The organism is Arthrobacter sp. P1_C12_2, from assembly GCF_056406415.1.
In genome coordinates, this window is sequence record NZ_JBFUAF010000014.1 from 45,513 (window position 1) to 71,599 (window position 26,087).

The 26,087-nt window shown below is 60.0% G+C and carries 20 protein-coding genes and 1 pseudogene; 15 read left to right on the plus strand and 6 right to left on the minus strand.

Going from position 1 to position 26,087, the window contains the following annotated elements; translation table 11 throughout:
* Nucleotides 1–34: 34 nt before the first annotated feature.
* Nucleotides 35–625 carry a 6-phospho-3-hexuloisomerase gene (hxlB, locus tag AC1DZQ_RS15200; RefSeq protein WP_476952680.1) on the plus strand — a complete coding sequence of 197 codons (591 nt, stop codon included), beginning with the start codon at nt 35–37 and terminating at the stop codon, nt 623–625.
* A gap of 111 nt (nt 626–736) precedes the next feature.
* A complete protein-coding gene (gene hxlA / locus AC1DZQ_RS15205) occupies nt 737–1,360 on the plus strand; it encodes a 3-hexulose-6-phosphate synthase (RefSeq protein ID WP_476946726.1) in 624 nt (207 codons plus the stop codon).
* 1,185 nt (nt 1,361–2,545) lie between these two features.
* Here the strand turns inward: hxlA and AC1DZQ_RS15210 are convergent.
* Entirely contained in the window at nt 2,546–3,469 is a 924-nt protein-coding gene (locus AC1DZQ_RS15210; RefSeq protein ID WP_476952681.1) for a LysR substrate-binding domain-containing protein, read from the minus strand.
* Between the two features lie 134 nt (nt 3,470–3,603).
* On the opposite strand from AC1DZQ_RS15210, the gene AC1DZQ_RS15215 reads away from it, so the two are divergent.
* The 3 genes from AC1DZQ_RS15215 to AC1DZQ_RS15225 are packed head-to-tail and all read left to right on the plus strand — an operon-like array spanning nt 3,604 to nt 6,503.
* Nucleotides 3,604–4,899, plus strand: a complete 1,296-nt coding sequence (locus AC1DZQ_RS15215) for a cytochrome P450 (RefSeq protein ID WP_476946727.1) — start codon at nt 3,604–3,606, stop codon at nt 4,897–4,899.
* Between the two features lie 26 nt (nt 4,900–4,925).
* Nucleotides 4,926–5,249, plus strand: a complete 324-nt coding sequence (locus tag AC1DZQ_RS15220; RefSeq protein ID WP_028276580.1) for a 2Fe-2S iron-sulfur cluster-binding protein — start codon at nt 4,926–4,928, stop codon at nt 5,247–5,249.
* A gap of 15 nt (nt 5,250–5,264) precedes the next feature.
* A complete protein-coding gene (locus AC1DZQ_RS15225; protein ID WP_476946728.1) occupies nt 5,265–6,503 on the plus strand; it encodes an NAD(P)/FAD-dependent oxidoreductase in 1,239 nt (412 codons plus the stop codon).
* A 232-nt stretch (nt 6,504–6,735) separates the two neighbouring features.
* On the opposite strand, the gene AC1DZQ_RS15230 is transcribed toward AC1DZQ_RS15225, so the two are convergent.
* From AC1DZQ_RS15230 to AC1DZQ_RS15240, 3 genes are all read right to left on the minus strand, one after another.
* The gene (locus AC1DZQ_RS15230) at nt 6,736–8,139 is read right to left on the minus strand and encodes an MFS transporter (RefSeq protein WP_476952830.1); all 1,404 of its coding nucleotides are present in this window, start codon (nt 8,137–8,139) and stop codon (nt 6,736–6,738) included.
* Nucleotides 8,140–8,755: 616 nt separating this feature from the next.
* Nucleotides 8,756–9,943, minus strand: coding sequence for an oxidoreductase (locus tag AC1DZQ_RS15235; RefSeq protein ID WP_476868233.1), 1,188 nt, complete (start codon nt 9,941–9,943; stop codon nt 8,756–8,758).
* Nucleotides 9,944–10,280: 337 nt separating this feature from the next.
* Entirely contained in the window at nt 10,281–12,731 is a 2,451-nt protein-coding gene (locus tag AC1DZQ_RS15240; protein ID WP_476964297.1) for a LuxR C-terminal-related transcriptional regulator, read from the minus strand.
* A 705-nt stretch (nt 12,732–13,436) separates the two neighbouring features.
* Here AC1DZQ_RS15240 and AC1DZQ_RS15245 point away from each other — a divergent pair.
* The 9 genes from AC1DZQ_RS15245 to AC1DZQ_RS15285 all read left to right on the plus strand — a co-directional run bounded on the left by AC1DZQ_RS15245 (nt 13,437) and on the right by AC1DZQ_RS15285 (nt 22,786).
* A complete protein-coding gene (locus AC1DZQ_RS15245) occupies nt 13,437–14,915 on the plus strand; it encodes an aldehyde dehydrogenase (protein WP_476868235.1) in 1,479 nt (492 codons plus the stop codon).
* 66 nt (nt 14,916–14,981) lie between these two features.
* Entirely contained in the window at nt 14,982–15,356 is a 375-nt protein-coding gene (locus AC1DZQ_RS15250; RefSeq protein ID WP_476946730.1) for a nuclear transport factor 2 family protein, read from the plus strand.
* Between the two features lie 92 nt (nt 15,357–15,448).
* A complete protein-coding gene (locus tag AC1DZQ_RS15255; protein WP_476964298.1) occupies nt 15,449–16,459 on the plus strand; it encodes a fumarylacetoacetate hydrolase family protein in 1,011 nt (336 codons plus the stop codon).
* A 74-nt stretch (nt 16,460–16,533) separates the two neighbouring features.
* Nucleotides 16,534–17,742 carry a VOC family protein gene (locus AC1DZQ_RS15260; protein WP_476946731.1) on the plus strand — a complete coding sequence of 403 codons (1,209 nt, stop codon included), beginning with the start codon at nt 16,534–16,536 and terminating at the stop codon, nt 17,740–17,742.
* A 65-nt stretch (nt 17,743–17,807) separates the two neighbouring features.
* Nucleotides 17,808–18,062, plus strand: a complete 255-nt coding sequence (locus AC1DZQ_RS15265) for a hypothetical protein (RefSeq protein WP_476946732.1) — start codon at nt 17,808–17,810, stop codon at nt 18,060–18,062.
* A gap of 208 nt (nt 18,063–18,270) precedes the next feature.
* A complete protein-coding gene (locus tag AC1DZQ_RS15270; RefSeq protein ID WP_476946733.1) occupies nt 18,271–19,209 on the plus strand; it encodes an NAD(P)H-binding protein in 939 nt (312 codons plus the stop codon).
* 99 nt (nt 19,210–19,308) lie between these two features.
* Nucleotides 19,309–20,670 carry a hypothetical protein gene (locus tag AC1DZQ_RS15275; RefSeq protein ID WP_476946734.1) on the plus strand — a complete coding sequence of 454 codons (1,362 nt, stop codon included), beginning with the start codon at nt 19,309–19,311 and terminating at the stop codon, nt 20,668–20,670.
* A 71-nt stretch (nt 20,671–20,741) separates the two neighbouring features.
* The gene (purU, locus tag AC1DZQ_RS15280; protein ID WP_476946735.1) at nt 20,742–21,662 is read left to right on the plus strand and encodes a formyltetrahydrofolate deformylase; all 921 of its coding nucleotides are present in this window, start codon (nt 20,742–20,744) and stop codon (nt 21,660–21,662) included.
* 608 nt (nt 21,663–22,270) lie between these two features.
* Nucleotides 22,271–22,786 carry a winged helix-turn-helix transcriptional regulator gene (locus AC1DZQ_RS15285; RefSeq protein WP_476946742.1) on the plus strand — a complete coding sequence of 172 codons (516 nt, stop codon included), beginning with the start codon at nt 22,271–22,273 and terminating at the stop codon, nt 22,784–22,786.
* A 200-nt stretch (nt 22,787–22,986) separates the two neighbouring features.
* Here AC1DZQ_RS15285 and AC1DZQ_RS15290 read toward each other — a convergent pair.
* Nucleotides 22,987–23,544 (minus strand): annotated as a pseudogene (locus AC1DZQ_RS15290) (recombinase family protein).
* 273 nt (nt 23,545–23,817) lie between these two features.
* Between AC1DZQ_RS15290 and AC1DZQ_RS15295 the strand changes: the two are divergent.
* On the plus strand, nt 23,818–24,261 hold the full coding sequence (locus AC1DZQ_RS15295) for an SDR family NAD(P)-dependent oxidoreductase (RefSeq protein ID WP_476868303.1): 444 nt from the start codon (nt 23,818–23,820) through the stop codon (nt 24,259–24,261).
* A 200-nt stretch (nt 24,262–24,461) separates the two neighbouring features.
* Here AC1DZQ_RS15295 and AC1DZQ_RS15300 read toward each other — a convergent pair whose 3' ends face one another.
* On the minus strand, nt 24,462–25,496 hold the full coding sequence (locus AC1DZQ_RS15300; protein ID WP_476964299.1) for a DUF4192 domain-containing protein: 1,035 nt from the start codon (nt 25,494–25,496) through the stop codon (nt 24,462–24,464).
* Nucleotides 25,497–26,087: the final 591 nt, after the last annotated feature.

A 26,087-nucleotide genomic window follows, 5' to 3' on the forward strand; every position in this document is an offset into this window, starting at 1 on the left:
TGCTCACCCCGTCAAAGGAGAGACATTGGGAACCATGCCAACAGCAACACCTGTCAGTCAAAAAACCGCGGGCGCCATCGGCCACAGCCTCACTCTGATCCGGGGCGAGGTTGGAGAGACGGCAGACTGCATCAATGAACAGGAACTTGCTCACCTGGCCACCCATCTCACCACCGTTAACCGGGTGTTCGTTGCAGGGGCAGGCCGCAGTGGACTGGTTCTCAGGATGGCCGCTATGCGGCTGATGCATCTCGGCCTCACGGTCCACATCGCAGGGGACGCCACCACTCCTGCAATCCGCGCCGGGGACCTGCTGGTGGTGGCCTCTGGATCCGGAACAACCTCAAGCGTGGTGAAGGCGGCAGAAACTGCGGCAAAGGCCGGTGCAAAGGTGGCCGCATTCACTGCCAACACAAACTCCCCACTGGCTGCAGTATCCGACGTGCTCGTGGTTATCCCGGCCCCGCAGAAAGCCGACCACCAATCGGGTGCGTCTCGGCAATATTCCGGAAGCCTCTTCGAACAGGTGCTATTCCTCGCCACCGAAGCGGTGTTCCAAGCCCTCTGGGAGGAAACCTGCATTTCTGCCGAACAGCTCTGGACCCGGCACGCCAATCTCGAATAGCAGGACTCAGGATGGCGACGACGGAGGCGACGACTGATGCAGCGGAAACACCCGTCAACAACTCACCCCTGAATTCCTTTTGCCCAACATTTCCTAAAGAAAGAGCCGATCATGAAACTCCAAGTTGCAATGGACCTCCTCACCGTCGAAGACGCCCTCGAATTGGCCGCCAAAGTAGCCGAATACGTGGACATCATCGAACTCGGAACACCCCTGATAAAGGCTGCAGGCCTCTCCGCTGTCACCGCCATCAAGAATGCCCACCCCGACAAAATCGTTTTCGCTGACATGAAGACCATGGACGCCGGAGAATTGGAGGCCGACATCGCCTTCAAAGCCGGCGCCGACCTGGTATCAGTCTTGGGCAGTGCAGACGACTCGACCATCGCCGGCGCCGTGAAAGCCGCCCGTGCGCACGGCAAAGGCATCGTTGTGGACCTCATTGGGATATCCAATAAAGTCTCCCGCGCCAAGGAAGCGCGTGCCCTTGGCGCCAAGTTCGTGGAATTCCACGCCGGCCTTGATGAGCAGTCACAGCCCGGCTATGACCTCAAGGGGCTCCTGGCCGCCGGCGAAGAAGCGCGCGTCCCCTTCTCAGTAGCCGGAGGAGTAAACCTCTCGACGATCAACGCTGTCCAGCGGGCAGGGGCGGACGTGGCCGTAGCGGGCGGCTCAATCTACGGAGCCGCGGATCCCAGCCTGGCCGCCAAAGAACTGAAGGCCGCCATCATCTGACGCTTCCTTTCCATCACCTGCGGCGGCCGCACGTGCAAAACGTGCGGCCGCCGCATCCAACCCACTCACAAGGAACCGGAGGGACAAAAAGTGAGTATGCGATGAATGCTGGAGCCACGCTTCAGCCACGGCCCACCCAGCGGCGCATCCACCAGTGGGAATACCTGAGCCCAGGCGACGGCGTCGAGGTGTGTCTGGGGGATCTCCAGTACGCCGGATGGGTAGACGCGGTCGGAGACCGCGGGCATCTGATTTGGGTGATCGAGAACGGAACGGCTGACCGCCGGCTGTTCCTGCGCGGGGATGGCGTCACACTATGTCCCATCTGACGCTACTCCCCAACCCGAATCCGACCAGATCCGCGGTACACGATCAAAGCCCTTCCCTCCCGGAATATTCGGAAGAGTGGCGCGAGGTGTCCACTGCTGACCCAAATCTTGTCGACAAGTTACTGAACGAGGCTGAGTCGTCGCTCGTCGAAGTGGCTCTGAGCCGCCGGCCCGCCGGCATTTTGGTCACCCGCCATCACGCAGGCCGGTACGTTCTAGAACTCAGTGAAGAAGTGCCGTTCGGGGAATCCCGGGAGCGGTCCGCCTGGTAAGAGAGCGTTCCTGCTTCCGGAACCACGTGGTCATTATCCAGGCGTCCACTCGAGAGCCAGCACGCAACGCAGCCTGATCCTAGGAGCAGACCGGCGAGCACTGTTGGGGCCCAGAAGAAACCGCACCTTCGGGCTGATAGCCGCCAGCCAGAACCTCGGCGCCCTTGACGCAGCGCGGGGGAGCAGATGGGCCAGCAGGCAACGGGCGGGCCACCGACACCCACACCCGCCCAGACAGGATCAGGAATTGCTTTCGAATTCATCGATCGTTATGCGCCCGCCGAGACGTGGAATTCGTCCTCGCGGCGGGCAGGGCGTTTGAGGATCTCGCTGCGATAGCGCGCAAACGGGAGGACTGGGCCACCAAGCGATCAAGCCACCCAATAGACGCACGCCCTTCGAGAAGGTCTCGAATCGATGTCGGTGATTACCCCTGGGAGGTCGGCTGACTGACCTACTGATGCTGAGGACGTCTCCAAACTTCGCCGGGCTCGAGCCCGCGCAGAGGATCTCACTGTTGAGTCCGTCCAGGAATGGGGCGGGCGCCGACCCTTGCTCGTGATTCTTGTGGCACCCGGCGGTCGCTATTCGGGTTCAATGGCGTCCAGGACCTCGACTGCATATTGGATGACAGCCAGTGCCCGGGCAGTCAGCATCGTTTCTTTGGGCCAAACTGCAACAACAGAGGTCTGGCCGGCGTGGGGACGAAGGTGCCTGGTCACGAGTCCCTTGCCCTCGCTGGAAACCGGGATCTGATTCGGCCGCGACATCAAGAGGCTGTAGCCGAGCCCCCGCCCGACCATCGCCCGGACAAGATCAATTTGCGGGACTACTGCACCCACGTTTGGCTTGAGCCCACGCTGAGCGAACATCAACTGCGTATATTCCGTACTGGGGGCCGTGTTGAGCATGATGAGTGGCTTGGCCGACAGATCAGCGAGATCCACATCATCTTCTTCAGCAAGTGAATCGTTGGCCCCCAGAACGGCCATGACTTCGGTCTTGTAGATGACCCTGCGCTCAACGTCCGCTGGCAAGCCAATGTCATAGACGATGGCCGTGTCCAGGGTTCCATCTTCAAGCGCCGGCAACAGGTCAGAGTGGTCCCCTACCGTGATGCTGATTTCGACCTTGGGGTGCAGGCTCGCCACGCCCTCAAGCACGGCGGGCAGGACGTTGCTTGCCAGGCCCGTATAGCAGCCCAGCGACACCGGCCCCTTCAGCTCGCCGCGGATCTCACCCAATCCTTCTGCCAGCGCACTGGCCTCTCGAAGCAGCTCCCTGGCCCGCTTCGCGAAGTGGCGCCCAGTCGGCGTCAGGTGCATGCCCCGGGCCTTCCTCCGGATGCACAGTTGTTCCCCCAACGCTGCCTCCAGCTCGCTGACGGCATGCGAAAGCGCGGATTCGGAGATGTGAAGCTGTTGCGCCGCGGATCCCAGGGTGGTGTGTTCCGGCAGCGCGGCGAAGAGCTCGAGCTGACGAAACGTGAATTTCGGCACGAAAATCACTTCTCCTAAAGAATCGAAATACTTCCGCTGATATTCGCAGTTTACTAGAGAAATATTGCCTGTGACACTGATTACACAAAGAAGTGCCAGCAGGACCGGCTACACAACGACGTGCCAGTAGGAGTAAGACAACAATGACGACACCAGCCGCACAGTGCCCCTACCACGGGAACTCGGAGACCCGAAGCGATGACGCGGCCTCGGTGCCCGGCAGCAGCGATCAAGCTCGCACCACCGCTTCGCAGGACGCCGTCGACTACGCCGTGGCTGACTGGGTTGACGTGGCTGAACTTGCATCGAATCCCTACCCGACCTATGCCCGGCTGCGGGCAGAGTCGCCGGTCGCCTGGGTTCCGCAGCTTAACAAGTTCCTCGTCACCAACTACGCCGGCTGCCACACGGTGGAACAGGACCAGGAGATCTTCAGCGCCAACGTTTCCGGCGCCACGATGACCCGGGCCATCGGTGCCCAGCCGATGCTGCGCAAGGATGATCCGGAGCATTCAGTAGACCGGGCACCGGTAAATCCTGTGCTTCGTCCCAAGTCCATCAAGGAAGTCTGGGGCCCGGTCTTTGAGCGCAACGCCGAAACCTACCTTGAGAATGTCGCCGAGCTTGGCCCAGAGGAGGCGGACCTCAACCGGGACTATGCCGCCCCTGTGGCCTCGCAGAACCTCATTGACCTGCTGGGGCTGAAGGATGTATCAGTGGAGCAGGTCCGCCGCTGGTCCCACGACTTCATCGCGGGCATGGGCAACGTCCTGGACGATCAGTCGATCTGGGACCGGTGTGACGCTTCGACCGCGGAGGCCGATGCTTTACTCAAGGAACTGATCCCCTACTACCGGCAGAATCCGGATGCCTCGATGGTGTCCGCGTTCGCAAACAGCGGGCTGCCAACATCCAACGTTGCAGCGAATGTCAAGCTGACCATCTCCGGCGGAATGAACGAGCCCCAACACATGGTCACCAACATGGTCTGGGCCCTCAGCAACCACCACGAACAGCGGGCGCAGGTCCTCGCCGACCCCTCGTTGTGGGCGTCGGTGTTTGACGAAGCCGTCAGGTGGCAATCACCGATCGGCATGTACCCGCGCCAAACGACCCGGGAAACCGTCCTGGAAGGGGTCCGGATCCCCGCAGGCGCCGGGATCGGCGTTGTCGTTGCATCCGCCAACCACGACGCCGCCCACTTCGGCGCCTCTGCAGCAGACTTTGATATCCACCGGCCAAAGCGCCCCCACCTCGCTTTCGGCAGCGGCGTCCACCTCTGCGCCGGGCACTGGGCCGCAAAGACCTCCATCGGTCAGATTGCCGTACCGATGGCCTACAAGCGCTTCCCAGGGCTTCGCGTAGACGAACGGCGGAATGAAAGCTGGGACGGCTGGGTCTTCCGCGGCCTGACCAGCCTTCCCGTCACCTGGAACTAAGAGCACCCCGAATACAAGGAGCAACGATGCCCACCGTCACCTACACCCAGCCAAACGGCACCCAGCAAACCCTCCAGGTCGAGGAAGGCACAACACTGATGCGCGCCGCCGTCAGCAACGGCATTGACGGCATCATCGGCGAGTGCGGAGGGCAGGCCATGTGCGCCACATGCCACGTCTACGTGCGGCCGGAATATGCCGAGGCGCTGCCCGAGATCAGCGACGACGAAGACGAAATGCTCGACTGCGCCACCGCGGAGCGGATGGACAGCTCACGGCTGGGCTGCCAGATCAAAATCGACGCAGAACTCACAGGGATTGTCGTCGACATCCCTGCCGGCCAACTCTAGAAGCGGGGCAATGACATGAGCGTTGTCATCATTGGCGGCGGACAGGCCGGCCTACAGGTCGCCGATACATTGCGGACCGAGGGGTACGGGGGCGAGATCCATGTGATCGCCGAGGAATCCGGACTGCCCTACCAGCGCCCGCCGCTGTCCAAGGACTACCTGGCCCCGGGCCAGGAGCCGGCTCCCTTGCCGCTGCGCGGAGCTTCCTTTTTCGTGGACAAGAACGTCACACTCCATGAAGGCGCCCAGGCACTCGCCATCGACCGGGCGGAACGGAAGGTCAAGCTCACCGAAGGTTCACTCGACTACGACCACCTCGTCTTCGCGACCGGTGCCCGAAACAGGATGCTGAACTGCCCGGGCGCATCCCTGTCCGGCATCCATGGACTGAAAACCCTGACAGATGCAGAAGCGCTGCACACGGCGCTGCCCACCGCCCGCAATATCGTCATCATCGGTGCCGGATTCATCGGACTGGAATTCGCCGCCGCCGCCCTGGCCCACGGATGCGACGTGACCGTACTGGAATTCGCGCCTCGCCCGATGGGACGTGCACTGACCCCCGTCATGGGTGAGTGGTTCGCAGCCGCCCACCGTTCACAAGGCGTCGACCTGCGCCTCGGCGAAGGCATTGACCGCTTCGAGCCCGGCGCGGATGGCCGCGTCGGAGCCGCAGTGTCCACCACAGGGGCTTCCTATCCTGCTGATCTGGTCCTCGTGGGCATCGGCGTTCAGCCCAACGACACCCTGGCCTCGGACGCCGGCCTCGAAACCAGCAACGGCATCGTTGTCGATGAAACGCTGCGCACAGCGGACCCTGCCGTTCTGGCGATCGGCGACTGCGCCAGTTTCCCCAGCGCACACGCCCAGGTCCGTCTGCGTCTGGAGTCGGTCCAGAATGCCACCGATCAGGCCCGTCATGCCGCACGCACGGTCCTAGGGGCTAACCACCCGTACACGGAGCTGCCTTGGTTCTGGTCCACACAGGGCCCATACCGGCTGCAGATGGCAGGGCTCGCACGACCCGATGACGACACGCTGGTCCTGGGTGATCAGGCGGCAGCTAAGTTCTCCGTCCTCTGCTTCAGGGACGGCGTCCTCACGGCTGTGGAATCGGTCAACGCGCCCGCGGACCATATGGCCGCCCGCAAACTACTCGCCGCCGGCACGGGCATCACCCGCGACCAGGCAGAAACCGAGGGGTTCACCCTGAAGGCTGTCGCAAGCACCCAGTTAGTCCCAGTAGTCGCCTGACAGGGATTACCCGTCTCCGCCCCGACAAATCCCCCCGTGATCATGGTGATGATCCCGATTTCAAGGGAGAAGAATTTTGTCAGCACAAAGAAGTGCCGCGCCCCTGTGATGTGGGCGCCGCTCGTGGCCGCAATGAGTTGAACTGGCTGTTTTCGGGGGTGTGTACATTGTGCACATTTTGGGTGTCGGATCGGGCCTCAGCGACCCGTCATGAAACCCCCGGGCTAGGGTCTCAGAGCTTTTCGCCGTTGGGTGCCGCCACCAAGAAGGAGACGAGGCAGGCTGCGGCTGCAATGCCGACGGAAACCCATAACGCGGGAGCATAGCCGACGGAAGCCGCCTGGGCGGCGAATGGTTGCACAAGCACGACGCCGAGACCGGCGCCAGTGCCGAAACTGGCACCATTAAGGCCGGGCAGTGCCGCGGGGGCCTCCCTGGGGGACAACACGACAGAGAGCCCGTTAAGACTTGTAAAGAGAAAGCCTGTGTAGGAAATGCCAAGGGCGGCAACAGCGAAAATAATCACAAAGAGATTGTCGGAGAAAGCCGCTGCGACAATGCCGAAGGCCAGACTGAAGCCTGCTCCGAGCCGCAGGGTTAGGAGCCACCCGCGGCGGTCGGCGATCCAACCGGCCAGGGGGGCAGTGCAAACGCCGAGCAGAGCTGGCGGGGCCAGGAACAGCAAGGCCGCAAGGGAGGGATTTAGTCCGAAGCCATGTTGGAGGTCCTGGCTAAGAACCACCACGGTGAAATTAAGCATGGCGAACATGCCGGCGAGGGCGAGCAGGCTGGTAGCGATAACAGGCCAGAACTGCCGGGAACGCAGGTAGTGGACGGCGATAAGGGGGTGCCTGCGCCTCTTTTCTATAGCCCAGAAAGCCGCGAAAGTGACCACTGTTCCGACAAGAAGTGCCAGTGAGATCGGAGACGTCCATCCCGCGGAGGAACCTTCAGAAACGAAATATGTCAGGAATATCAGGAACACGGAGAGGGAGCCGGCACCCGACCAATCCATGCTGCCGCTCACGCCTTGAGGCCGGCCTTGAGGGACAACCTTTAGGATGCACACGGCAGCGATTGCTGCCACGACCAGCACCACGACGAAAATTGATCTGAAGCCGAGGGCTTCGGTCAGGAGTCCACCGGCGAAGCCGTCCAGACCGCCGACTCCACCGCTGATCGCTGCCACAATACCCAGCGATACCCCAAAGACTCTCGCGTTCAGGTTTTCGTTGAGGACGATGTAGGCCAGGGTGAACATGGCGCCGCCTGCTCCCTGCAGGATTCTTCCCATAACGAGCAGGGGCAACGTCGGAGCCACTATGCCCAGGATGGTGCCGGCAACAACGGTGCCGAGGGCTACAAGCATGGCGGCACGGCGACCGATGAAGTCGCTCCAACGTCCGATGACGGGCACTGCAATTGCGGCGGAGAGAAAGAACATCGATTGAAGGGGTGCCGCGCCGGCCGGTCCCTCACCGAAGGCGGCGGCCATCTGAGGAAGTGCCGGCGTGACCATGCTGGCGGTCAGCTGAAAGGTCACCGTGGCCACGATCAGGGTAGAAATCAACCTTGTCGCACGCCAGCCGTCGATCTTATGTTGTTCAGAACTTGTGCTGGGATCTGTGGTTGAGATGTTCACATAAAACTCCTTTGTGATGCCGGGGATCCGGCGTGCGGCAGCAAGCCGCTGAATATTGTGATGTCGGGACCTACCTGAAAAAATTGGCACCACGAGTGGGCAAGCGCCCTGAGAGCATGCCCTTGGTCTAGGAACACCAGCTTCAAGGCCGGAAGTTTTGCCTGCTCCACGGAGTTGGTCGCTCAAGAAGTTAGCGTCTCCCAGAACCGCCGGGACTGGGCGGTGATGTGGTAGGGGATAACAGCTGCCGCCGCGGATTCTGTCGGCGCGGTGACGTTACTGCTCGCGTCCGGAAAACTTGATCAGGGATGACAGTGTGATCTGTGATCCGATGAGCGGCGATAGCCTGAAGCTTGCCGGCAGATAGTCGGTATAGTCCTTGAACGGTGCTTGTGTCAGCCAAGCCCCTGCTATCCATATCTGCTCTGGACTCGGACCTGTGAAGGCAGCCCTTCGGGAGAGCGCCTACCACATCGGTGCCGGTATTTGCATGGCTGAGCAGACCGGTCAGTTCGGATGAAGCACGCGCAACGGGTCTTCGTGGTTACCCATCACGAACGCTCAGACGTTGCCACGGCTTAGGATGCTCGCCGTCGCGAACGGCTCTGCCTTAGACGGTCTTTCTCGACTGGTCCACGAGTTGACCTTCGTGCACGTAGGATTCATATGCTTCGCTGAGATCGACATACTTGCGAAAATTCCGGAGGTCAGACAACTGGTTGTTACGAACGCGAGCAACGAAGTCAGTATTCGCGATTTGCGCCCGGCCTACGCCAATAAAGTCGAAGTCAGCTGCTGTGAGGCCGCGTCGGACCCGAGCCAGGTCCTGCTCGACCTGAAGCTCGGGTTCCTGATCATCGAAAATGTCCTGGGCGAGATCCGTACTTAGGCCGACACTGCCGATGGCGATGACCGGGACGGTAGTCATGGTCTTCACCCACGAAGCAAGGCTGCGCTCTGGGTCTAATTCAGGCCATGCCGGGGCATCAAACCGGCGTGTGGATACGTGGAACAGGTTCACTCCGGCTCGCTCAAGGCGCTGGATGAATGGACGGAGGTCATCTGGATGATCAGCGATCCTGGCACCGTAGTCCACTTCCTTCCACTGTGAGAACCGGAATGAAATTATGAAGTCTGCCCCTGTTGCCTCACGAATGGCAGCTACGATCTCCTCAGGAAAGCGTGCGCGCTCGACTAAGGTCGCCCCGCCATATTCATCTTCGCGCTTATTCGTTTCATGCCAAAGAAAGAGGTCCAATAGGTATCCGTGGGCGCCATGGACTTCGATGCCGTCCGCTCCTACCTCTTGGGCGATAATGGCGCTCTGCACATATGCTGCCTTTGTGTCTTCGAGGTCCTGACTGGTCATCGCTAAGCCGTTAATGCGACCCTCCTGAACCAAGCCGGAGGGGCTTAGTGAGGGGTAATTCGGAAAAGGATTTGGGATTCCATCGACTACTAGCCGCAAAGCGCCGGGATGCCATAGTTGCATAAGAAATACCGCGCCTGTTGCCGTTACGGCCTTCGCGACGCGACGCCAACCCTCTGCGGTCTCTTGGCCGATGATGCCGAAAACGGGCTGCCAGTAGGCCGCAGGATGATCTGGTGCTGCCCCTTCGGCGATTATTAGACCTGCGCCATCTTCGGCACACTTTCGCAGGGTATCTGCCATGCCAAGGGTCGGCGCATAATCACGCGTTTTCCGTTGCATCGCTGGCAGTACAAAACGATTACGAATCCATTTCTTATTTACCAGTAACGGTGAGAATAGTGGATCCGGATTACATTTTTCTGACATTTATGGCACCTCTCCGTTGAGTGTGGCTCGAATTCCTCACACTTTACTCACGGCTTCATTGGTCCACAATTAGGCACATTTTTGTTCCCATGCGATGCAAGACTGTTTTTGAAGCAGCTCCCACCCCTGTTCCTCTGCTCGCCTAGCGGAGGTTATGTCCTCTACTTGCAGGTCAGCGGGGCGGGTCGTCCCATGGCTGCATGTCTGGACAGGCCGGTTTTTAGGCCGCCAAATGCAAACACTGCTTTGTAACGGAGACCTTGGGGGTGGTCCAGCACCATCGCGTGCCGGACCCCGCGTGAGTCAGACAGACGGGCTCCGTTTAATCGCGCTGCACCTACGTTTGGCCGTGTGATGAACTATTCTTTCGGCCTACCAGTCCCGCCCCGGCCGGACCAGACATCAGCGATGCAATTTGAGTGCGTGAGTTGAAACCAAGTTTCGCCAAAATACGCTCAATATGCCCTCCAACCGTTCGGGGTGACACCACGAGTTGGGCTGCGATCTCCTTATTGCTGAGCCCCTGGGAAACCAGGCCGGCGATTTGAGCTTCTCGCTGAGTGAGCGCGGTACCTCCATGCTTCCCATAGCCGTCTGGGGTCTCAGCCGTGCCGTTACGGCGCTTGGTACTTACTTTCGTGAGGCCGGGCTGTGGGGTACCTGTCGAGGCGTACCCTGTGCGGGCTGCGCCTAGTGCAAGCTCGATGGCTTGCTCCTGAGAGGGTTCAGGGCGGGCAGTGAGGACCTTGAATTCCCTTTCCCCGAGCTCGCGTCGCACCTTGGTCGCCATCTGCTCGAAGTCCTTCTCCAGAGGGCCGAACGCCGAGATAGTGGTTCCTATCCCACTCCATACGGCCCGGGCTGCATGGTAGAGAACGGCTGCGGATTCGTAGTGTCCGCCCGAGGCAGCTGTCCAGGACATTTGTTCAATTGTCAGAGCGATGCAAAGGCCGTCGGGGAAGTCTCGTTGTATTTCGAGTGCTGCGATCTGTGATTGCCTCGCCGCATCCAGTTCCCCAACGTGCCACTGGCACAGCCCCATCACGGCATCAGCGTAGGCATGGGCCCATCGTTCTCCGTAACTATCGCTTACCTTCAAGACCTCCCGGCAGGTGGCCAGGGCATCCCCGGTGCGACCGGCGTACATTTGAGTCCAAGCCAGCAGAAATAAGGCGTAGAGGGCCGACGCCGTATCGCCCACTTGGCGGTGAACGCCGACAGCTGCGGTAAAAAGCCCCATGGCGCGGTCCAAGTGATCGTCGAATACCTCACAAAGGGCCTCCCAATGATCTGCATGGGCCGCCAGTGCCCTGTCGTTGAGGCTCTCTGCGATCAGCCGGCATTCGGCAACGTGCTCCCGCGCTTGTTCCCTGTCACCCTGCACGAGGCAGATCCAGGCTCCAACCCACAGTGCGGCTCCTCGTTCAGGGCTCGGTTCGGTTGCTAACTTAAGTAGGCGGTCCAGCCATCGCCTGCCCTCGGCAAGGTTCCCGCCGGCCGTCCAGTGGTACCTGAGCAGGGCGGCGAGGTGCAGCCCCGCGCGTTCCTCCCCCGGAGTCGAGGCCGACCACTCCAGCGCAGACACAAGGTTCGGATGGTCACGCCGCGCCGCCATCAGCCGTTCGGCCTGGTGCGGGCCGCACCAATTCTTCACTGTGGCAGCCGCCCGGGTCAGGTAGTGGTCACGCTGGCGGCGCCGCATGTCCGTGGACTCCCCGACTGATTCGAGAAGCTCAGCACCATACTCGCGGAAGGTCATGAGCTGGCGGTACCGAACCCGGACGCTGCCTCCCGTTTGGGTGCCGTAAACGTTCTCGGCGACGACAAGCGACTTAGCCACAAGGTGGTCAATCAGATCGAGCACGCCTTCGCGTGTCAGCTGGCCAAACCCGCAAACCTCTTCGGCAGCCTCTACCTCGAAGCCGCCCGGGAAGACTGAGAGGCGCGCCCACAGCAGCCGCTCATCTGAACTGCAGAGTTCGTGGCTCCAATCGATCAGTGCCCTGAGGGTCTGCTGCCTTGGTAATGCCGCGCGGCTGCCGCCAGTCAGAATATCGAACCGCTTGTCAAGCCGCTCGATGAGTTGAACAACTGACACTGAACGCAGCCGGGTCGCTGCAAGTTCGATCGCCAAAGGGATCCCGTCCAGTCTCTGGCACAGTTGTGCCACAGCCAGCCGATTACCCTCGGTAACTTCGAAGGTAGGATCCACGCTACGAGCCCGGTCTATGAGCAGGCGGACAGCGTCGAAGGACTCGATTGTCATACCTTCCGCGGCTGTATGGACGGGAGCTGCAAGAGGAGGCACGTTGTAGACCTGCTCCCCGAAGATGCCCAGAGGCTCCCGGCTCGTGGCCACAATCCTCAATCTCGCAGCTCGATCAAGGAGTCGGGCGGCCAGGACGGACACTGCATCGAGTAGATGCTCGCAGTTATCGAGAACGAGAAGGAGATGCYGGTCCTGGACATAGTCTGCGATCCTCTGCAGGGATGACCGGTTGGACTGGTCCGGCAGCCGCAGTGCAGCGGCTATGTGAGATCCAACCATTGCGCCGTCCTCCACCTCGGCGAGCTCCACGATGAAGACACCATCGCTGAATGCCTTGCGGACCCGAGAAACCAACTCCAGCGCCAGACGCGTCTTACCGACGCCGCCAGGACCCGCCAGAGTCAGAAGCCGGGAGCGTGACATCAGCTCACGGGCTTCAGTTAGCTCGCGACGCCGTCCGATGAAGCTCGTCAGATGATGGCCGTCGTGTGAACGGCCGACAAGTGCGTCGGTACTCATGTTCCTCCTGTGATGCACAAAACAATACAGGTATCAGATGGGGTCATCTGACCCGTTTCTGCTCCACCGAAAAAGACCACACTGGAAGCAGTTGCAAGGATGCAACAGCGGCCTCGATGGAAAGACTGATGAAACACATAGGGACCCTTAAGCGCCAATGCCCACGCCGAGTACACCTCCCAGCGGCGGTATGCCACACAGCACGGGCACATTGCGGGAAAGATGCAACCCGCTCTCACCAGGTAACCACGGGATACTGTCATGCAGCACACGTCTGGCCCTACGGAGCACATTCCCATGCTGCGGAAGTGCCTGAAGGTTGTGGCAGGCACTCGGCTTATCGCTGAGCTCAGTTCCGGGAAGTCGCCGGCTGATCATGACAGCGACGACGTCCATGGCCAATGCACTCGAAGCCAGTTCGCGCCGAAGACATGAACAGGGAGAGATCCTTGCAGGCCCCTGGTCGGAGTCGCGTGAGCGCTGAAGCTCGAATTATCGATCACCTATAAATGTCTCCCGCATCGGGGCACTTGTGCGATGTGTTCATCATCCGCGAACTGGTTAGGCGTCCCCACGTCCGGCGACAGCAGCGCGAACAACAGGACCGGCCCGATCCACGTAAAACGACCGAAGCCGCTGCTCGTGCCGCCATCTAATTCCTCGGACCGCTTTGTCCCCAAATTTTTCTACGAGCTAGGAGAACCCATGTCAGTCACTATTGAGCGACCAAATGAAGTCGATCGAATGCGCTTCTTCATCAACGGAGAGTGGGCCGAACCCAGCACTGTCCGCATCCAGCACCAGATAGAGGCGGCCACAGGCGAGGTCATCGGTGCCGCAGCGTTAGGCTCGGAAGCCGATATTGATGCGGCCGTAAAGGCTGCGCGGGGTGCCCTCGATAACGGTCCCTGGGGCAGGTCAACCGCCGCCGAACGGGCCGCAACGCTCCGCAAATTTGCCGAGGCGCTCGAACGCCGTGCCACTGATACGTCAAAGCTCGTCAGCAGGGAAAACGGCATGCCCATCGGGTTGTCGCAGATGCTCAATGGCGGTGCCCCCTCCGCCCTTCTGAGAATCTATGCCGATGTAATAGAAGCCCTCCCTTTGGAAGAGGTACGTCCAAGCCAGGCAGGTTCAACAATCGTCCGTCGCGAACCAGTGGGCGTGGTCGGTGCCATAGCACCCTGGAACTTCCCGCAGGCATTGGCGATGTTCAAGATTGCCCCTGCCCTGGCCGCCGGCTGCACTGTCGTTCTCAAACCATCCCCGGAAACCGCGCTGGACTCTTATGTATTTGCTGAGGCCGCCCGGGAGGCAGGACTGCCCGACGGGGTGCTCAACATTGTCCTCGGCGATCGTGATGCCGGCGCCGCACTCGTTTCACACCCACTCGTTGACAAGATCGCATTCACCGGATCAACCGAAGCGGGCAGGATCATCGGCGCAGAATGCGGACGCCTTATCCGCCGCTGCACACTCGAACTCGGTGGAAAATCGGCAGCCGTTTTCCTCGAGGACGGCAGTATCGAGACCTTCCTGTCCGGGCTGGACAATGCCTCGTTCCTGAACAACAGCCAGACGTGCACCACCCAATCCCGCATCCTGATCGCGCGTTCCCGGTATGAGGAGGTTGTGGATGCCGTTGCCAGTTTTGCCGACTCGTACAAGCTCGGGAACCCTCTTGATCCATCCGTAACAATGGGCCCGATGGCCACCCAAGGGCACCTCGAACGGGTTTTGGGCCATATCGAAACAGCGAAAAGTTCCACTGCCCGGCTCGTTGCTGGCGGCGGGCGCCCGGCCGCGTTGGACCGAGGTTGGTTTGTCCAGCCCACCGTGTTCGCCGACGTTGACAACAATGACCGTCTCGCTCGGGAGGAAGTCTTTGGGCCGGTTATGGCGCTCATCCCGTTCGATGATGACGAGGATGCCGTGCGAATGGCCAATGACAGCAACTATGGCCTCGGCGGGTCAGTGTGGAGCGCCGACGAAGATCGGGCGTTGTCGGTCGCACGAAGGGTGCGCACCGGGACGATCGGCCTGAATTACTACACCCTTGACCTCGGTGCCCCCTTCGGTGGATTCAAAGACTCCGGCATTGGCCGGGAGCTGGGCCCGGAAGGGATCAACGCCTACCTCGAATACAAATCGATCTATGGCTCTTCCAAGTACCTGTCTGCCTGAACAGCATCCATCAAATACCTGTCGTGCGCTACGGGCACAAGGTCCACTAAGGGAGTTCGAATCTTGATGACAAATCCGACCAAAGTTGTCGACGCCTACTTTGCGGGAGTGAAAGCCGGGGACGCCAGCGCCGTTGCAGCACTGTTTGCACCTGATGCCCTGCTGATCAACGCCAAAGGAACCATCCGGGGCGCAGACGCAATAAAGACGATGTACGAAAACGGACTAGCTCCAGGGGCGATGACGCCAAGCCCACGGCCGCCAGTGGTGAACGGCGACCACGTCGCTGTCGAAATAGAGCTGGATGCGAACGGGGTTCCTCTCAAACTCGGCGATTTTTTCACGATTAAAGACGGCAAGATCCAGACTTTGACCATTTACAGCCTCACCCCCACCGACGCCAGCCTGTTCGACAAGGTGGGAGTGGACCCGGCCCAGTAACCGGAGGCGGACACACGCTTTCACTGGAAACCAGCAGGTCCAGCTGCCGATACCTTCCAAAGCAGTTTCAGCAACATTGATGAGGAGAACACATGAAGGTCGCAATTTTCGGCCCTGAACGCAAAGTTGGCATCATACGGAGCGAATCCGTGGTCGATGTCAATGCCACCTATGCAAAGTATCTTGCAGAGACAACCGGGGCGGCGCGGGCGCAGGCACAAGCCGACCTTGTGGTCCCGCATGAGCTAAGTGCTTTCATCTCGGAGGGAACGCGGGCCCTTGAGGAAGCACAAACCGCCGTGGAGTATCTATGGTCCGCAGCAGAGGACGACCGCGGTCTGCTGGGCGAGCAGCTCTGCTTCAAGTTGGGCGAGGTGGAACTTCACCCCCCGGTCGCCAAGGAGGCCCGTATTTTCTGCGCCTTGGCGAACTTTTACGACCACATGGAAGCGGCGAGCAAAAACAGCTCGGCCGGAGACACTTCTGAAGTCCTGGAGCGTCTTGTCAAGGGCGGGCCGAAGTACTTCCTCAAGGATCACCGCGCGGTTTCCGCTGACGGACAAGAAGTACGCTATCCCGAGCGGACAAAGCGCCTGGATTACGAGGCGGAAGTTGCCATCATAATTGGCAAGCGCGGGCGGGACATCCGCAGTAATGATGCCCTCCCGTATATCTGGGGTTACACCCTGCACAATGACTGGTCTGTCCGAGACAACGTCTCTTTCGGTCCCGACTTCATGCACTCAAAGAATTTTGATACCTCCGCCACCATTGGTCCTTGGATTGTGGCGGGGGAAGAGCTCGACCCTCAGAACATCCCGATCGAGTGCCGTGTCAACGGCGAGATCAGGCAGAGCGGCAATACGAAATCGATGGTGCACGATTTCGCTGCGTTTATCCAGCATTTGTCGGCGGACACCACACTGTATCCCGGTGATCTTGTCAGCAGCGGCACGCCGAAGGGGACAGCTATCGATTCCAGCCAACAGCAGCCGGACGGATCTCACCCGGAAACACTGTTCGTAAAGCCGGGCGACGTAGTCGAAGTGTCCTCAAGCCTCATCGGGACTCTCCGGAACCAGGTCGTCAAGGCGGCCAACTAAATCTTCAGTTCACGCGAAGTGCCGGCACGCGCAGGCAAGCCGACGTGACCCCTACAGATGAAGGAAGACAAGAAATGACCCAGAAGAAACAACATTCGGTCGGCGGCGTCCTCTACGACCGACCATTCAAAATCCGCCGTCTCAACCACTTCGGCATCAGCGTGGAGGACACCGGCGCCTCGCTCTCGTACTACACCGAGCTCCTGGGGTTTTATCAGGCGGATGCCCTCGACCTTCAGAAGTACGACCCGGGAGTGTGGCTGGACGGTCTGTCTGACACGAACATCTATTTCCTGCGCCACAACAGCGATCACCACACGTTCGTCCTGATGCCGCGGCCCTGGGTTGAGCACATGGACTCTCCGGCACGTGGCGACCTCACCATCAACCAGATCACCTGGCAGGTAGGGAGTCTCCGCGAAGTTGTCGAGGCCCGCCTGTGGCTCGAGTCGTTGGGCAACAAAATTGAGCGGTACGGTCGTGACCCGGGTTCCAACTGGCACACATACTTTCCCGATCCCACCGGACATACCAATGAACTGGAATACGGGATCGAACAGGTCGGCTGGGACGGTCGTAGCAAACCTGAAGTCCTGTGGCCCTGGGCCAACGAGCACCCCTCACTGCCAACCAGCTCGGAGGCAACCGAGCTGGTTGCCGCTGAATCTGACGGAGTCGATCTGACTTCCGGCTACCGCTGGATGGACGAACTGCCCAAGACCTTTGACGTCGGCGGCGTCCTGCTTTCTCGTCCGTTCAAACCCGTTCGCATCGGCCCTGTCAGCATCTTCGTTGAAGACGTGGCGGCTGCTGAGCGGTTCTATACAGAGCGGCTGGGCCTGGTCAAAAGCGAAGAGACCACCGTCGAGGGACACCGGGTCGTGTTCCTGCGCGCCAACACGGAACACCACAGCCTCGGTTTATTTCCGCTGGAACTCCGCAAGGTGTTGGGGGTCAGCGAACATAGCACCTTGCTGGCCTTCGGCATCCAGCTAGGCTCCTACGAACAGCTCCGAGCAGCGCGAACTTTTCTCGAAGAGCGCGGAGTGAAACTCATTGACCTGCCACAGGAAGTCCACCCGGGCATCGACTACGTCATCCATGCAGTCGATCCGGACGGGCATGCCATGCAGCTGTACTACTACATGGAACAGATTGGATGGGACGGCCAGGCCAAGCCGGCGGCCCAACGGCGGACCGTGGACCCAGACAATTGGCCCGAGGCACTGGAGCCGTTATCCGACACATACGCGGGAGAGACGTTCTGGGGACCCCTCGGATAGGCCTTCAAGGCATCCTTGCGCTGCTGCGCCAGCAAGGCGCGGCTGAAAACCTGCGGCAGGAAGGTGTGATCTTGGAACACTATCCAGACTGGAAGCGGCTCATCGGGGCACACGTCGAAGTCCGCCGCCAGCAGCAACTTGTCAGGCATGGCGTCGTTGACGATGCCATGCCTGACTCCTCAATCGTCTGGCTCGCGGCCGACGGCATCAATCCGCGGACGATGTACGAGGCGGCCGAAGGCTACTCCGTTTGGGTCGAACCGCAACAGCTGAGCGGCGAAGCCAGCTATCGCATGACTTCATACCAGCTCCACCCGTAGACGCCTTGAACTCGGGTAGCCGTCCACCGCTATCCCGGAGTCAGGAGACTGGGCCTTGTGAGCACAGTCCCCTGACACCGCCCGGATAGCAGTCCCAAACCTGCAGGACAGGCTTCCCCGACCGCTTTTTACAGCGGAGGAGGACCCTGAAAATTTCGAAAAACTTCCACCTTGGCGGGCCGTCCAAGGTGCCTTTGAAAGGAACGGCATGAGCCGGATAGTCATTAGCGGAGCCTCAGGAGACCTGGGCCGCCGCGTCACGAAGCTGCTATTGAAGAACACAGCGCACGAAGACCTCACTCTCGTCACCCGCACGCCTGGGAAGCTGTCCGATCGGGCAGCGCAGGGCATTCGTGTCCTGCAGGGGGAATATCAGGACCGCGAATCACTCGACGCAGCCTATCTCGGCGCTGAGACGCTGTTTCTCATCAGCGGGCTCAACCTGGGCCGCAGAATCGCAGAGCACCGCAATGCCATCGCCGCAGCGCAGCGGGCCGGTATCCGCCACATCGTCTACACCTCGGTGAGCGGTGTCCAACCCAATAATCCAGCGATGTCGGCCAAGGACCACTACCAAACTGAACTAGACCTGCGCGCATCCGGCTTGAAATTCACTTTTCTCCGCAACGCGCTGTACTCGGAAATTGTCAGCAGCATCCAAATCGCACCGGCGGCGGCGTCCGGCCGGCTGGAAATGGCCACCGGCTTCGGCAGCCTCGCTCCCGCAGCAAAAGCAGATGTGGCAAGGGCAGCGGCGGCCGTACTTCAGGACCCCCAGGAACATGAAGGAGCTGTCTATGAAATCACGGGGCCCCAGCTGCTGAACTACGAAGACATTGCCCGTATCGGAGCGGAAATCTACGACGCCCCGATCGCATATACGCCGGTCACCCCGGAAGAGCGACAGGCGTTTTTCGACTCCATAGGGATGCCTCGAACCTACGATCCGAATATGCCCCTAAATCCAGACGGTCACCTTTGGGCCAGCGACGAACTCGTGACAGCAGACATGGCAGTTGCCCAGGGCTATCAGGCCGTCCTGTCCCAGCACGTGAAGCAGATTACAGGTCAGGAGCCTGAGACCCTGCGGTCAGTCATGGAGCGCGTGAAGTCAACGCGCTACGACCTCATCGAAGAACCGGTCTAAGAGCGATTTCCCGCTAGTACCCCCAACAATCAGGGCGGGCCCGACAACAACAGGCTACGCGCCAGGCCGACCGCTCAAAATACAGAAAGAAGTTTCATCATGGGAGACACCAACGGAACGCAAGGCGTAGCCGTCAACGACGTGCCGGCATACCCGGACGTTCCAACCTATCTGAATGTCCTGGGGAGCCTGCACATCTGGGAAGGGGACGGGTGGAAGGCTGAATCGCTGTCATGGAAAAAGGGCGCCTACATTGCATCCAACCTCAGCGGCCTCCCCGAAATCACTTTCAGTGGCCCCCACGCCCAGGAGTTCCTTTCACGCCTCAGCATCAACAACGTGTACAAGTGGCCGATCGGCACCTCAAAGCACCTTGTCATGCTCGATGAAAACGGATGCATCGCCAATCACGCCCTCACAGTCCGGGACAGCGAGGAGTCCTTCCGCCAATTCGCTTCCATGCCCTGGCCCATGTTCAAGGCTCCTGATCTGGGTATCGACGTCGATATCAGCCTCAGGAACATCTTCCTGTTCCAAGTTGCCGGCCCCACGTCGCTGCAGGTTCTGGAACGGCTTCTGGGCGACCAGGTACGAAGCCTCAACTTTCTGGACGTCAAAAAAGTCAGCGTCCCTGGCATAGATGAGGCCGTGGAAATCGAGCTGTCTCGAATCGGAATGTCCGGCACCCTTGCCTATGAATTGAGGGGCCCACTCGAGCACGGCCCGGCCATCTTCGACGCCGTCTACCAAGCGGGTAAGGATTTCGGACTCAAGCGCCTTGGCTGGCGGACCTACGTCGTCAACCACACAGAAGGAGGGTTCCCACAGCAAGGGTGCACCTTCTTACCGGCCGCCTATGCCGATCCCGCATTTATCGCCCACCCCGTATTCGGTGCCGGAACACCGGTTTCAAATACCCCCGGAGGTCTGCCAGGCAGCCTCAGTCCTTTGGATATGAGGGCGCGGCTGAGGACTCCATATGAAGTGAACTGGGGCTGGATGGCCAAGTTCGATCACGATTTCATCGGCCGTGAAGCCTTGGAGGCCGAGTCGGCGAATCCCCAGCGCAAAACCGTGGTGCTCAAGTGGAACAAAGAAGATATCCTCGATGTTTTCGCCTCCCAATTTGAGGTCGGGGAAGAGTACAAACACTTCGAGTTCCCAACAACACCCCAATCCCCCGCAGGGGGGCACGCTGACCTCGTCACCAAAGACGGTAAGCCCGTGGGAGTCTCATCGCTGGCAGTCTATTCGTACTACTACCGCGAAATGATCTCGCACACGACCCTGGACCTTGACCAAGCACACATCGGCAATGAAGTCATCGTGCACTGGGGCGACCACGGATCCCGGATCAAACCCATCCGTGCAACGGTCGAACGCTTCCCATACCTCGACCTGCCGACCAACAAGGACTACGACATCGACGCAATTCCGGCCAGCGTGCCTGTCCATGAGTAGAACAAGGTACCCCGGCTTCCAAACAACAAACCCTAGCAGTTACCCGCTGCACAGAAGGTAAGAGCAAAACAATGAAAACCTTGCCCATCAGTCGCCAGCCCGAGGCCCGATCAACGTCTGACGCAACTTTCGTGAAAAAGGAGACGGTTGGACGTCTCCTGATACAGTGCCCCGATCGACCTGGAATAGTCAGCGCCGTCAGCAGTATCCTGTCGGACTTCGGGGCGAACATCGTCTCCCTGGACCAGCACTCCACCGACCCGACCGGCGGAGTATTCTTCCAACGCACCGAGTTCCACCTGGAACACTTCGGCGCCAGGCGCGCCGAGCTGGAGGAACAGATACAAGCGAAAATTGAGGCGCCCTACACCGCGGAATGGCAGCTGACCAGCGCCGCACAACGAAAACGCGTCGCGATTTTCGTATCCAAGACCGACCATTGCCTCCTTGACCTGCTGTGGAAGCAACGACGAGGTGAACTCCAGATTGACATTGCGATGGTTATCTCGAACCACTCAGACCTTGCCGAGGACGTTCGCTACTTCGGGATCCCATTTGTGCACGTTCCTTCGAACGCCCAGGATAAGAGCGCCATGGAGCGGACGCAACTGGAACTACTTCGCGGAAACGTCGACCTCATAGTGCTAGCCCGGTACATGCAGATCATCTCCGACAATTTTCTTCAAGAAGTCGGAGTCCCGCTGATCAACATTCATCATTCCTTCCTTCCGGCCTTCATCGGGGCAGGACCCTATCAGAAGGCGAAAGACCGGGGAGTGAAGATGATCGGTGCAACTGCGCACTACGTCACGGCTGATCTCGATGAGGGACCCATCATCGAGCAGGACGCTATCCGTGTTGACCATGCGGATTCCGCTCAAGAGCTGATGAGAAAGGGCGCTGACGTCGAACGGCGTGTGCTCACCAGGGCTGTCGCATGGCACTGCGACGACCGCATACTCCGGCATGGTAACCACACCGTGGTCTTCTGATCCCGATAGCCTTCGTGCGGACAGAACGAACGAAATTCGCGCCAATCAAATGACTGAGTTCCCGAGGAGTGTGTCGCTAATTAATTTTCGGCACACTCCTGGGACCGAAGTTAACTGGAACTTAAAGCCCTGGCGATGTTGGGGAGCGGGAAACAAAGTGGYAAAGCCAACGCTTCCTGGTTACGACCGCGCACATAGTCCCCTAGACGAGTAGGGAGATTCCTTAAATGGGCGCGTGGCAGGCATCCTCGACGGGACTGACTCCTTGCTGAGAGGCGACAATGATTTATGAAAACGTTGAATTTCACGTCCGCCATGAAAACTTAGGCAATGTAGATACTTCCTTCGCCGCGACCAGACCCCTGCTGCTCGCGTCTGCCAAATGTCAAACGGCAGAGCTCTTTCAAAGTGTAAATGAGCCCGGGAGTTATCTACTTCGCCTAGGCTGGGAGAAGGCGGAGGACCGACCGGGCACGTTTCCCGGCCGTGTTCCAGCGACGGTGTTCACCCAGATGGTGACTACCTATGACATGTCACCACTACGGCAGTCAGTGCCTGGACCGGATCAGCAAGCGGCCGAAAGCTCCGGGAACGACACCATCCGCATAATGCCGTCAGCGAATGGCGAAGAAACGTGGGGCGCCCCCGCTCTGTCGCGAGTTCGAGAGGTTCTGATCTCCCTGGGGGAGGGCCATCTTAATCCAACCGAAGCCGAGAACTTCAGATATTTCTGCCGCCAACTTGCCCGTTACGATTCTACCCGCAGCAATCCCATCGTGAGCGTGGTGGACCATGTAGGCAATTATTGGCGCAACTGGCTTTTGATGATAACTCGCACAGGTCCTTACCGTCCTTCTACACTGCGGAAATTGCTAGCGGCCCTAGATCCGTCTCATCCCATTTCACAACGAATGCTCACACTCAACCTCAGAATGCTAGAGCGAGACGGCCTTATCGCACGCGATGTTATCGACGACGAACGTAGGCACGTGGAGTACTCATTGACCGTCCTTGGCCGAGGTTTATCCGACAGGCTCCTGTCGCTTATCGATTGGATAGACCAACACGCCGCGGAAATTGAAGCTTCCAACGCAGCATTCGGGGAATTACCAGTCGAAGCTTAGAGTCGCTTGATGACATAACAGCAGGCTCTACCCAACGAGGGACATCTCGTTGCGGCCCCCGTCTGATGGTCCGAACCGGAACTGCAGAAGCATAGTTCAGAAGCCCCTTCTGGAGCTCCTTCCCCTGCCCTTCTAAGGAGCCGATAATGAGGATTCCGTCAAGCTCCGGTGAAGTCCCGATGTGGCATAGCGAGGCCGGCTCACTCCAGCTTGGCGTGGCGCACATACTGGTAGACGGTCTCCCTGCTGATCCCGTAGTCACGGGCAAGGAGGGCTTTCGGAACACCAGTGCCAGCGCGCTGGACCAGTTCCGCGGCCCGTTCCGAAGTGAGGGTCTTTTTCCGCCCTTTGTAGGCGCCGCGCTGTTTGGTCAGGGCGATGCCTTCCCGCTAACGTTCCCTGATGAGGGAGCCGGCGAAGGCTCCCATTACGGAGAGCATGAGGTTGGCCATGGGGGAGTCCTCGCCGGTGAAGACCAGGCTCTCCTTGACGAACTCCACCCGTACGCCTTTGCGGGTGAGGCCTTGAACGAGGCCACGTAGGTCATCGAGGTTGCGGGCGAGCCGGTCCATGCTGTGCACCACTACGGTGTCCCCGTCCCGGGCAAACCGCAATAGCTCGGTGAGCTGGGGCCTGGCCGTGACCCGGCCGGAGGCTTTGTCAGTGAAGATCCGGTCCAGAACCTGGCCTTCGAGCGGGCGTTTCTCGTTCTGGTCCACAGTGCTGACGCGCACGTACCCGATCCGCTGTCCGGCCACCGATTGCCTCCAACCCTGAACCCGGCAGGTTGAGTTCTAGGCTCGTCTCAGAAAGAAGTCTAGATTAGCCTCGAATTTTGTCAGGTTGGCGTGTACCAACCTGACGTCAGAGACATCCGTAGATTTGCGGCGAAGTTGCGTGTTCCACGGGTACGGCCTATGTCAGGCAGGCACTACGACGACCCCTTCGCGATAGTCGAAGGCGCGGCGTGCACTTCCGATGGTTATCCATAGGACAGTCTTATCCTCGGTGAATTCGTCCACAGTGGCTGGATATCGAAGGGACGAGCTTTCGGCTTCAACGGATCCCGCGAAGCCGCACGGCGCATGGCCGGCGGCAACCGCGGCGGGGTTATCATCAACATCGTCTCCACTGCCGGATTCACAGGGACAGCCCCAGGCCTCTCGGCCTACGTCGGATCCAAGCACGCCGTCCGCGGCATGACGAAGCAGATGGCGCTCGAATTCGCACCCCTCGGAATCCGTGTCCTCGGCGTCGCACCCACCTTTGTACCCACCGAAGGCAACATGGCCGCCGCGGCGGGGCACCCGTCAACGGAAGAATCGAGCCAGACCATGGCGGTGATGACCAACAGCCTCATCGGCCGCGTCGGGACCCCGGACGACATCGCGCGGATTGTCCTCTTCTGCGCGAGCGATCTGTCCACCATCATGACCGGAAGCACCCTCCTAGCCGACGCAGGGCAAACTATCTGAGCGCAACCTTCCACCACGACCTCAGCCCCTGTTCTGGTGCAATCCCCGCTCGTTCAGAAGAGTCGATAGTGGATCTTCCGTCAACCAAAAACGCCCTGACATGCGTCAGGTGATCTGCGGCTCGGATACGGCACCACGGGCTTCAACAGTCGGCTGCGGAGTGGAGGACCCGTTTTGGAATCCGGGTTTGGCCTTTTGACTCATGTCATGTCAAAGGGCAGTGTTTTATATGCAGTTTCCCGGTTCATGTTCCAGCCGGCGACGAGGCCGGAGCCGATCATTTGGTCGCTGAGGCGGGCGAGGCGGTAGGCGGGGTCGGTGTCGAGGGCTAGTTGGAGGAATTGGTGGGCTTTGCTGCCTTTGCCTTCCCACCAGTTGATGTAGCCGATGGCGGTGAGGACGGGTGCTGCGTGTTCTGCGCTGGTGCGGGTGTAGGCGTGGAGGAGTAGTTGCTGGGCCCATTCGATGCGTGACCATTGTGGGGCTGTGTCGGTCTGGGCGAACAGGACGTGCTGCATGGGTTCGTCCACGCCTGGGATGTCTGCGATGAGTCGGTCGCGGATAGTGGGGAACTGCAGGTTTGCAACCAGGGCGTGGCAGTCGTCGTCGCTCGGGAAAGTCTTGGAATCGAGCATGTCGGCCCAGAGCCTCCTGCCTTCCTGCAGCGCCGTCTCAGACTGTTGGGACCTGATGGCTTCCATGTGGTGTTCGACGGCGGTGGCCTTGGCTTCTGCCTGGCTGGTGGTTGGGAGGGTTATGCGATCGGTGGGTTCGATGAAGCTGCCGCGGTAGATGAATTCTGCGTTGATGGCGCTGGTTTGGGTGGAGCTGACGGGTAGGGCGAGGCTGGTGCCTGGTTCGCCGTCGTACGGGGAGAAAGCTGTGTCTCCGACCAAGAGTCCGTCCCGGATTGTGATGCCTTGTTCTGCGAGGACCCCGGTGAGTGCGGCGATGGTGGCGGCGTGGGGTTTGGCTGACCCGAGCCTACAGGGTTCGCTGGTGTAGACGGCAAAGAGGATGGACGCGGCGGTGGTGTCGCTGGTGAGGTAGTGGGCGACGGTGCGTGCATAGGCGAGTTCCTGGCCCGTCTGGCGGGGGAGGTCGATGCGGAGGGTTGCGCCGATGCTGTTGTCGTTCAGGGTGATGCAGACAAGGCTTTCCTGGGGCCAGAAGCCGAGGGTGTGCCCGATGAAGCTGAGGACATCTGATGGTGTTTTGATGGTGAGCTTTTCCATGATCCGTAATTCCCCTTACCCGTGCGTTGTTGTGTTTTCTGCGGTTGGTCGTGGGTGCCGTTCTGGTAGGGGACCATCCGCTGGGCTGAGGGGCCGGAGTGCAACTTGGGGGACCGGCCCTGGGGCCGAAAACTTCCTGGTGGAGCGTGTGTCCTTCGTTCTGGAAGTTTTCGGTCGCCCGGGGTCGGCGCAGTAGCGCCCCGGTTGCGCGGAGGAACCGCCCAGCGATCATGGGACTTAGCAGAATGACAGGCAGAGGTGATGCGTTTGCTTATCCATCGCCGGGCAATCGGCAGACTGCATGACTCCTGGCCGGCCCTCAAGTACGTGAAGTCGGGCGCTCGCCGTGCAGGTCAACGGGTCCGATAAGAAGCCCTAAATTGTGTGCGTCTGATGACGCCCAAAGCAGAGAAAACGGCAACTAATGCGCCGATGACGGAGACATTTAGCAAAGGCGATCGAACGCGTCCACGGGAACGCACTGCGGACCGGAATAGCTCCCGTATTCCTGCGCTCATATCAGTTCCGGCGGTCGGGCTCTCTGGCTAGGCCCCTGTTAGGATCGACGGCGACCGCCCTCTCGGTTGTAGC

What these genes read in the sequence shown, in the direction of transcription:
- hxlB (WP_476952680.1), top strand. Translation starts at nt 35, where the DNA reads ATGCCAACAGCAACACCTGTCAGTCAAAAAACCGCGGGCGCCATCGGC.
- hxlA (WP_476946726.1), top strand. Translation starts at nt 737, where the DNA reads ATGAAACTCCAAGTTGCAATGGACCTCCTCACCGTCGAAGACGCCCTC.
- AC1DZQ_RS15215 (WP_476946727.1), top strand. Translation starts at nt 3,604, where the DNA reads ATGACGACACCAGCCGCACAGTGCCCCTACCACGGGAACTCGGAGACC.
- AC1DZQ_RS15220 (WP_028276580.1), top strand. Translation starts at nt 4,926, where the DNA reads ATGCCCACCGTCACCTACACCCAGCCAAACGGCACCCAGCAAACCCTC.
- AC1DZQ_RS15225 (WP_476946728.1), top strand. Translation starts at nt 5,265, where the DNA reads ATGAGCGTTGTCATCATTGGCGGCGGACAGGCCGGCCTACAGGTCGCC.
- AC1DZQ_RS15235 (WP_476868233.1), bottom strand. Translation starts at nt 9,943, where the DNA reads ATGTCAGAAAAATGTAATCCGGATCCACTATTCTCACCGTTACTGGTA.
- AC1DZQ_RS15245 (WP_476868235.1), top strand. Translation starts at nt 13,437, where the DNA reads ATGTCAGTCACTATTGAGCGACCAAATGAAGTCGATCGAATGCGCTTC.
- AC1DZQ_RS15250 (WP_476946730.1), top strand. Translation starts at nt 14,982, where the DNA reads ATGACAAATCCGACCAAAGTTGTCGACGCCTACTTTGCGGGAGTGAAA.
- AC1DZQ_RS15255 (WP_476964298.1), top strand. Translation starts at nt 15,449, where the DNA reads ATGAAGGTCGCAATTTTCGGCCCTGAACGCAAAGTTGGCATCATACGG.
- AC1DZQ_RS15260 (WP_476946731.1), top strand. Translation starts at nt 16,534, where the DNA reads ATGACCCAGAAGAAACAACATTCGGTCGGCGGCGTCCTCTACGACCGA.
- AC1DZQ_RS15270 (WP_476946733.1), top strand. Translation starts at nt 18,271, where the DNA reads ATGAGCCGGATAGTCATTAGCGGAGCCTCAGGAGACCTGGGCCGCCGC.
- AC1DZQ_RS15275 (WP_476946734.1), top strand. Translation starts at nt 19,309, where the DNA reads ATGGGAGACACCAACGGAACGCAAGGCGTAGCCGTCAACGACGTGCCG.
- purU (WP_476946735.1), top strand. Translation starts at nt 20,742, where the DNA reads ATGAAAACCTTGCCCATCAGTCGCCAGCCCGAGGCCCGATCAACGTCT.
- AC1DZQ_RS15285 (WP_476946742.1), top strand. Translation starts at nt 22,271, where the DNA reads ATGCCGTCAGCGAATGGCGAAGAAACGTGGGGCGCCCCCGCTCTGTCG.
- AC1DZQ_RS15300 (WP_476964299.1), bottom strand. Translation starts at nt 25,496, where the DNA reads ATGGAAAAGCTCACCATCAAAACACCATCAGATGTCCTCAGCTTCATC.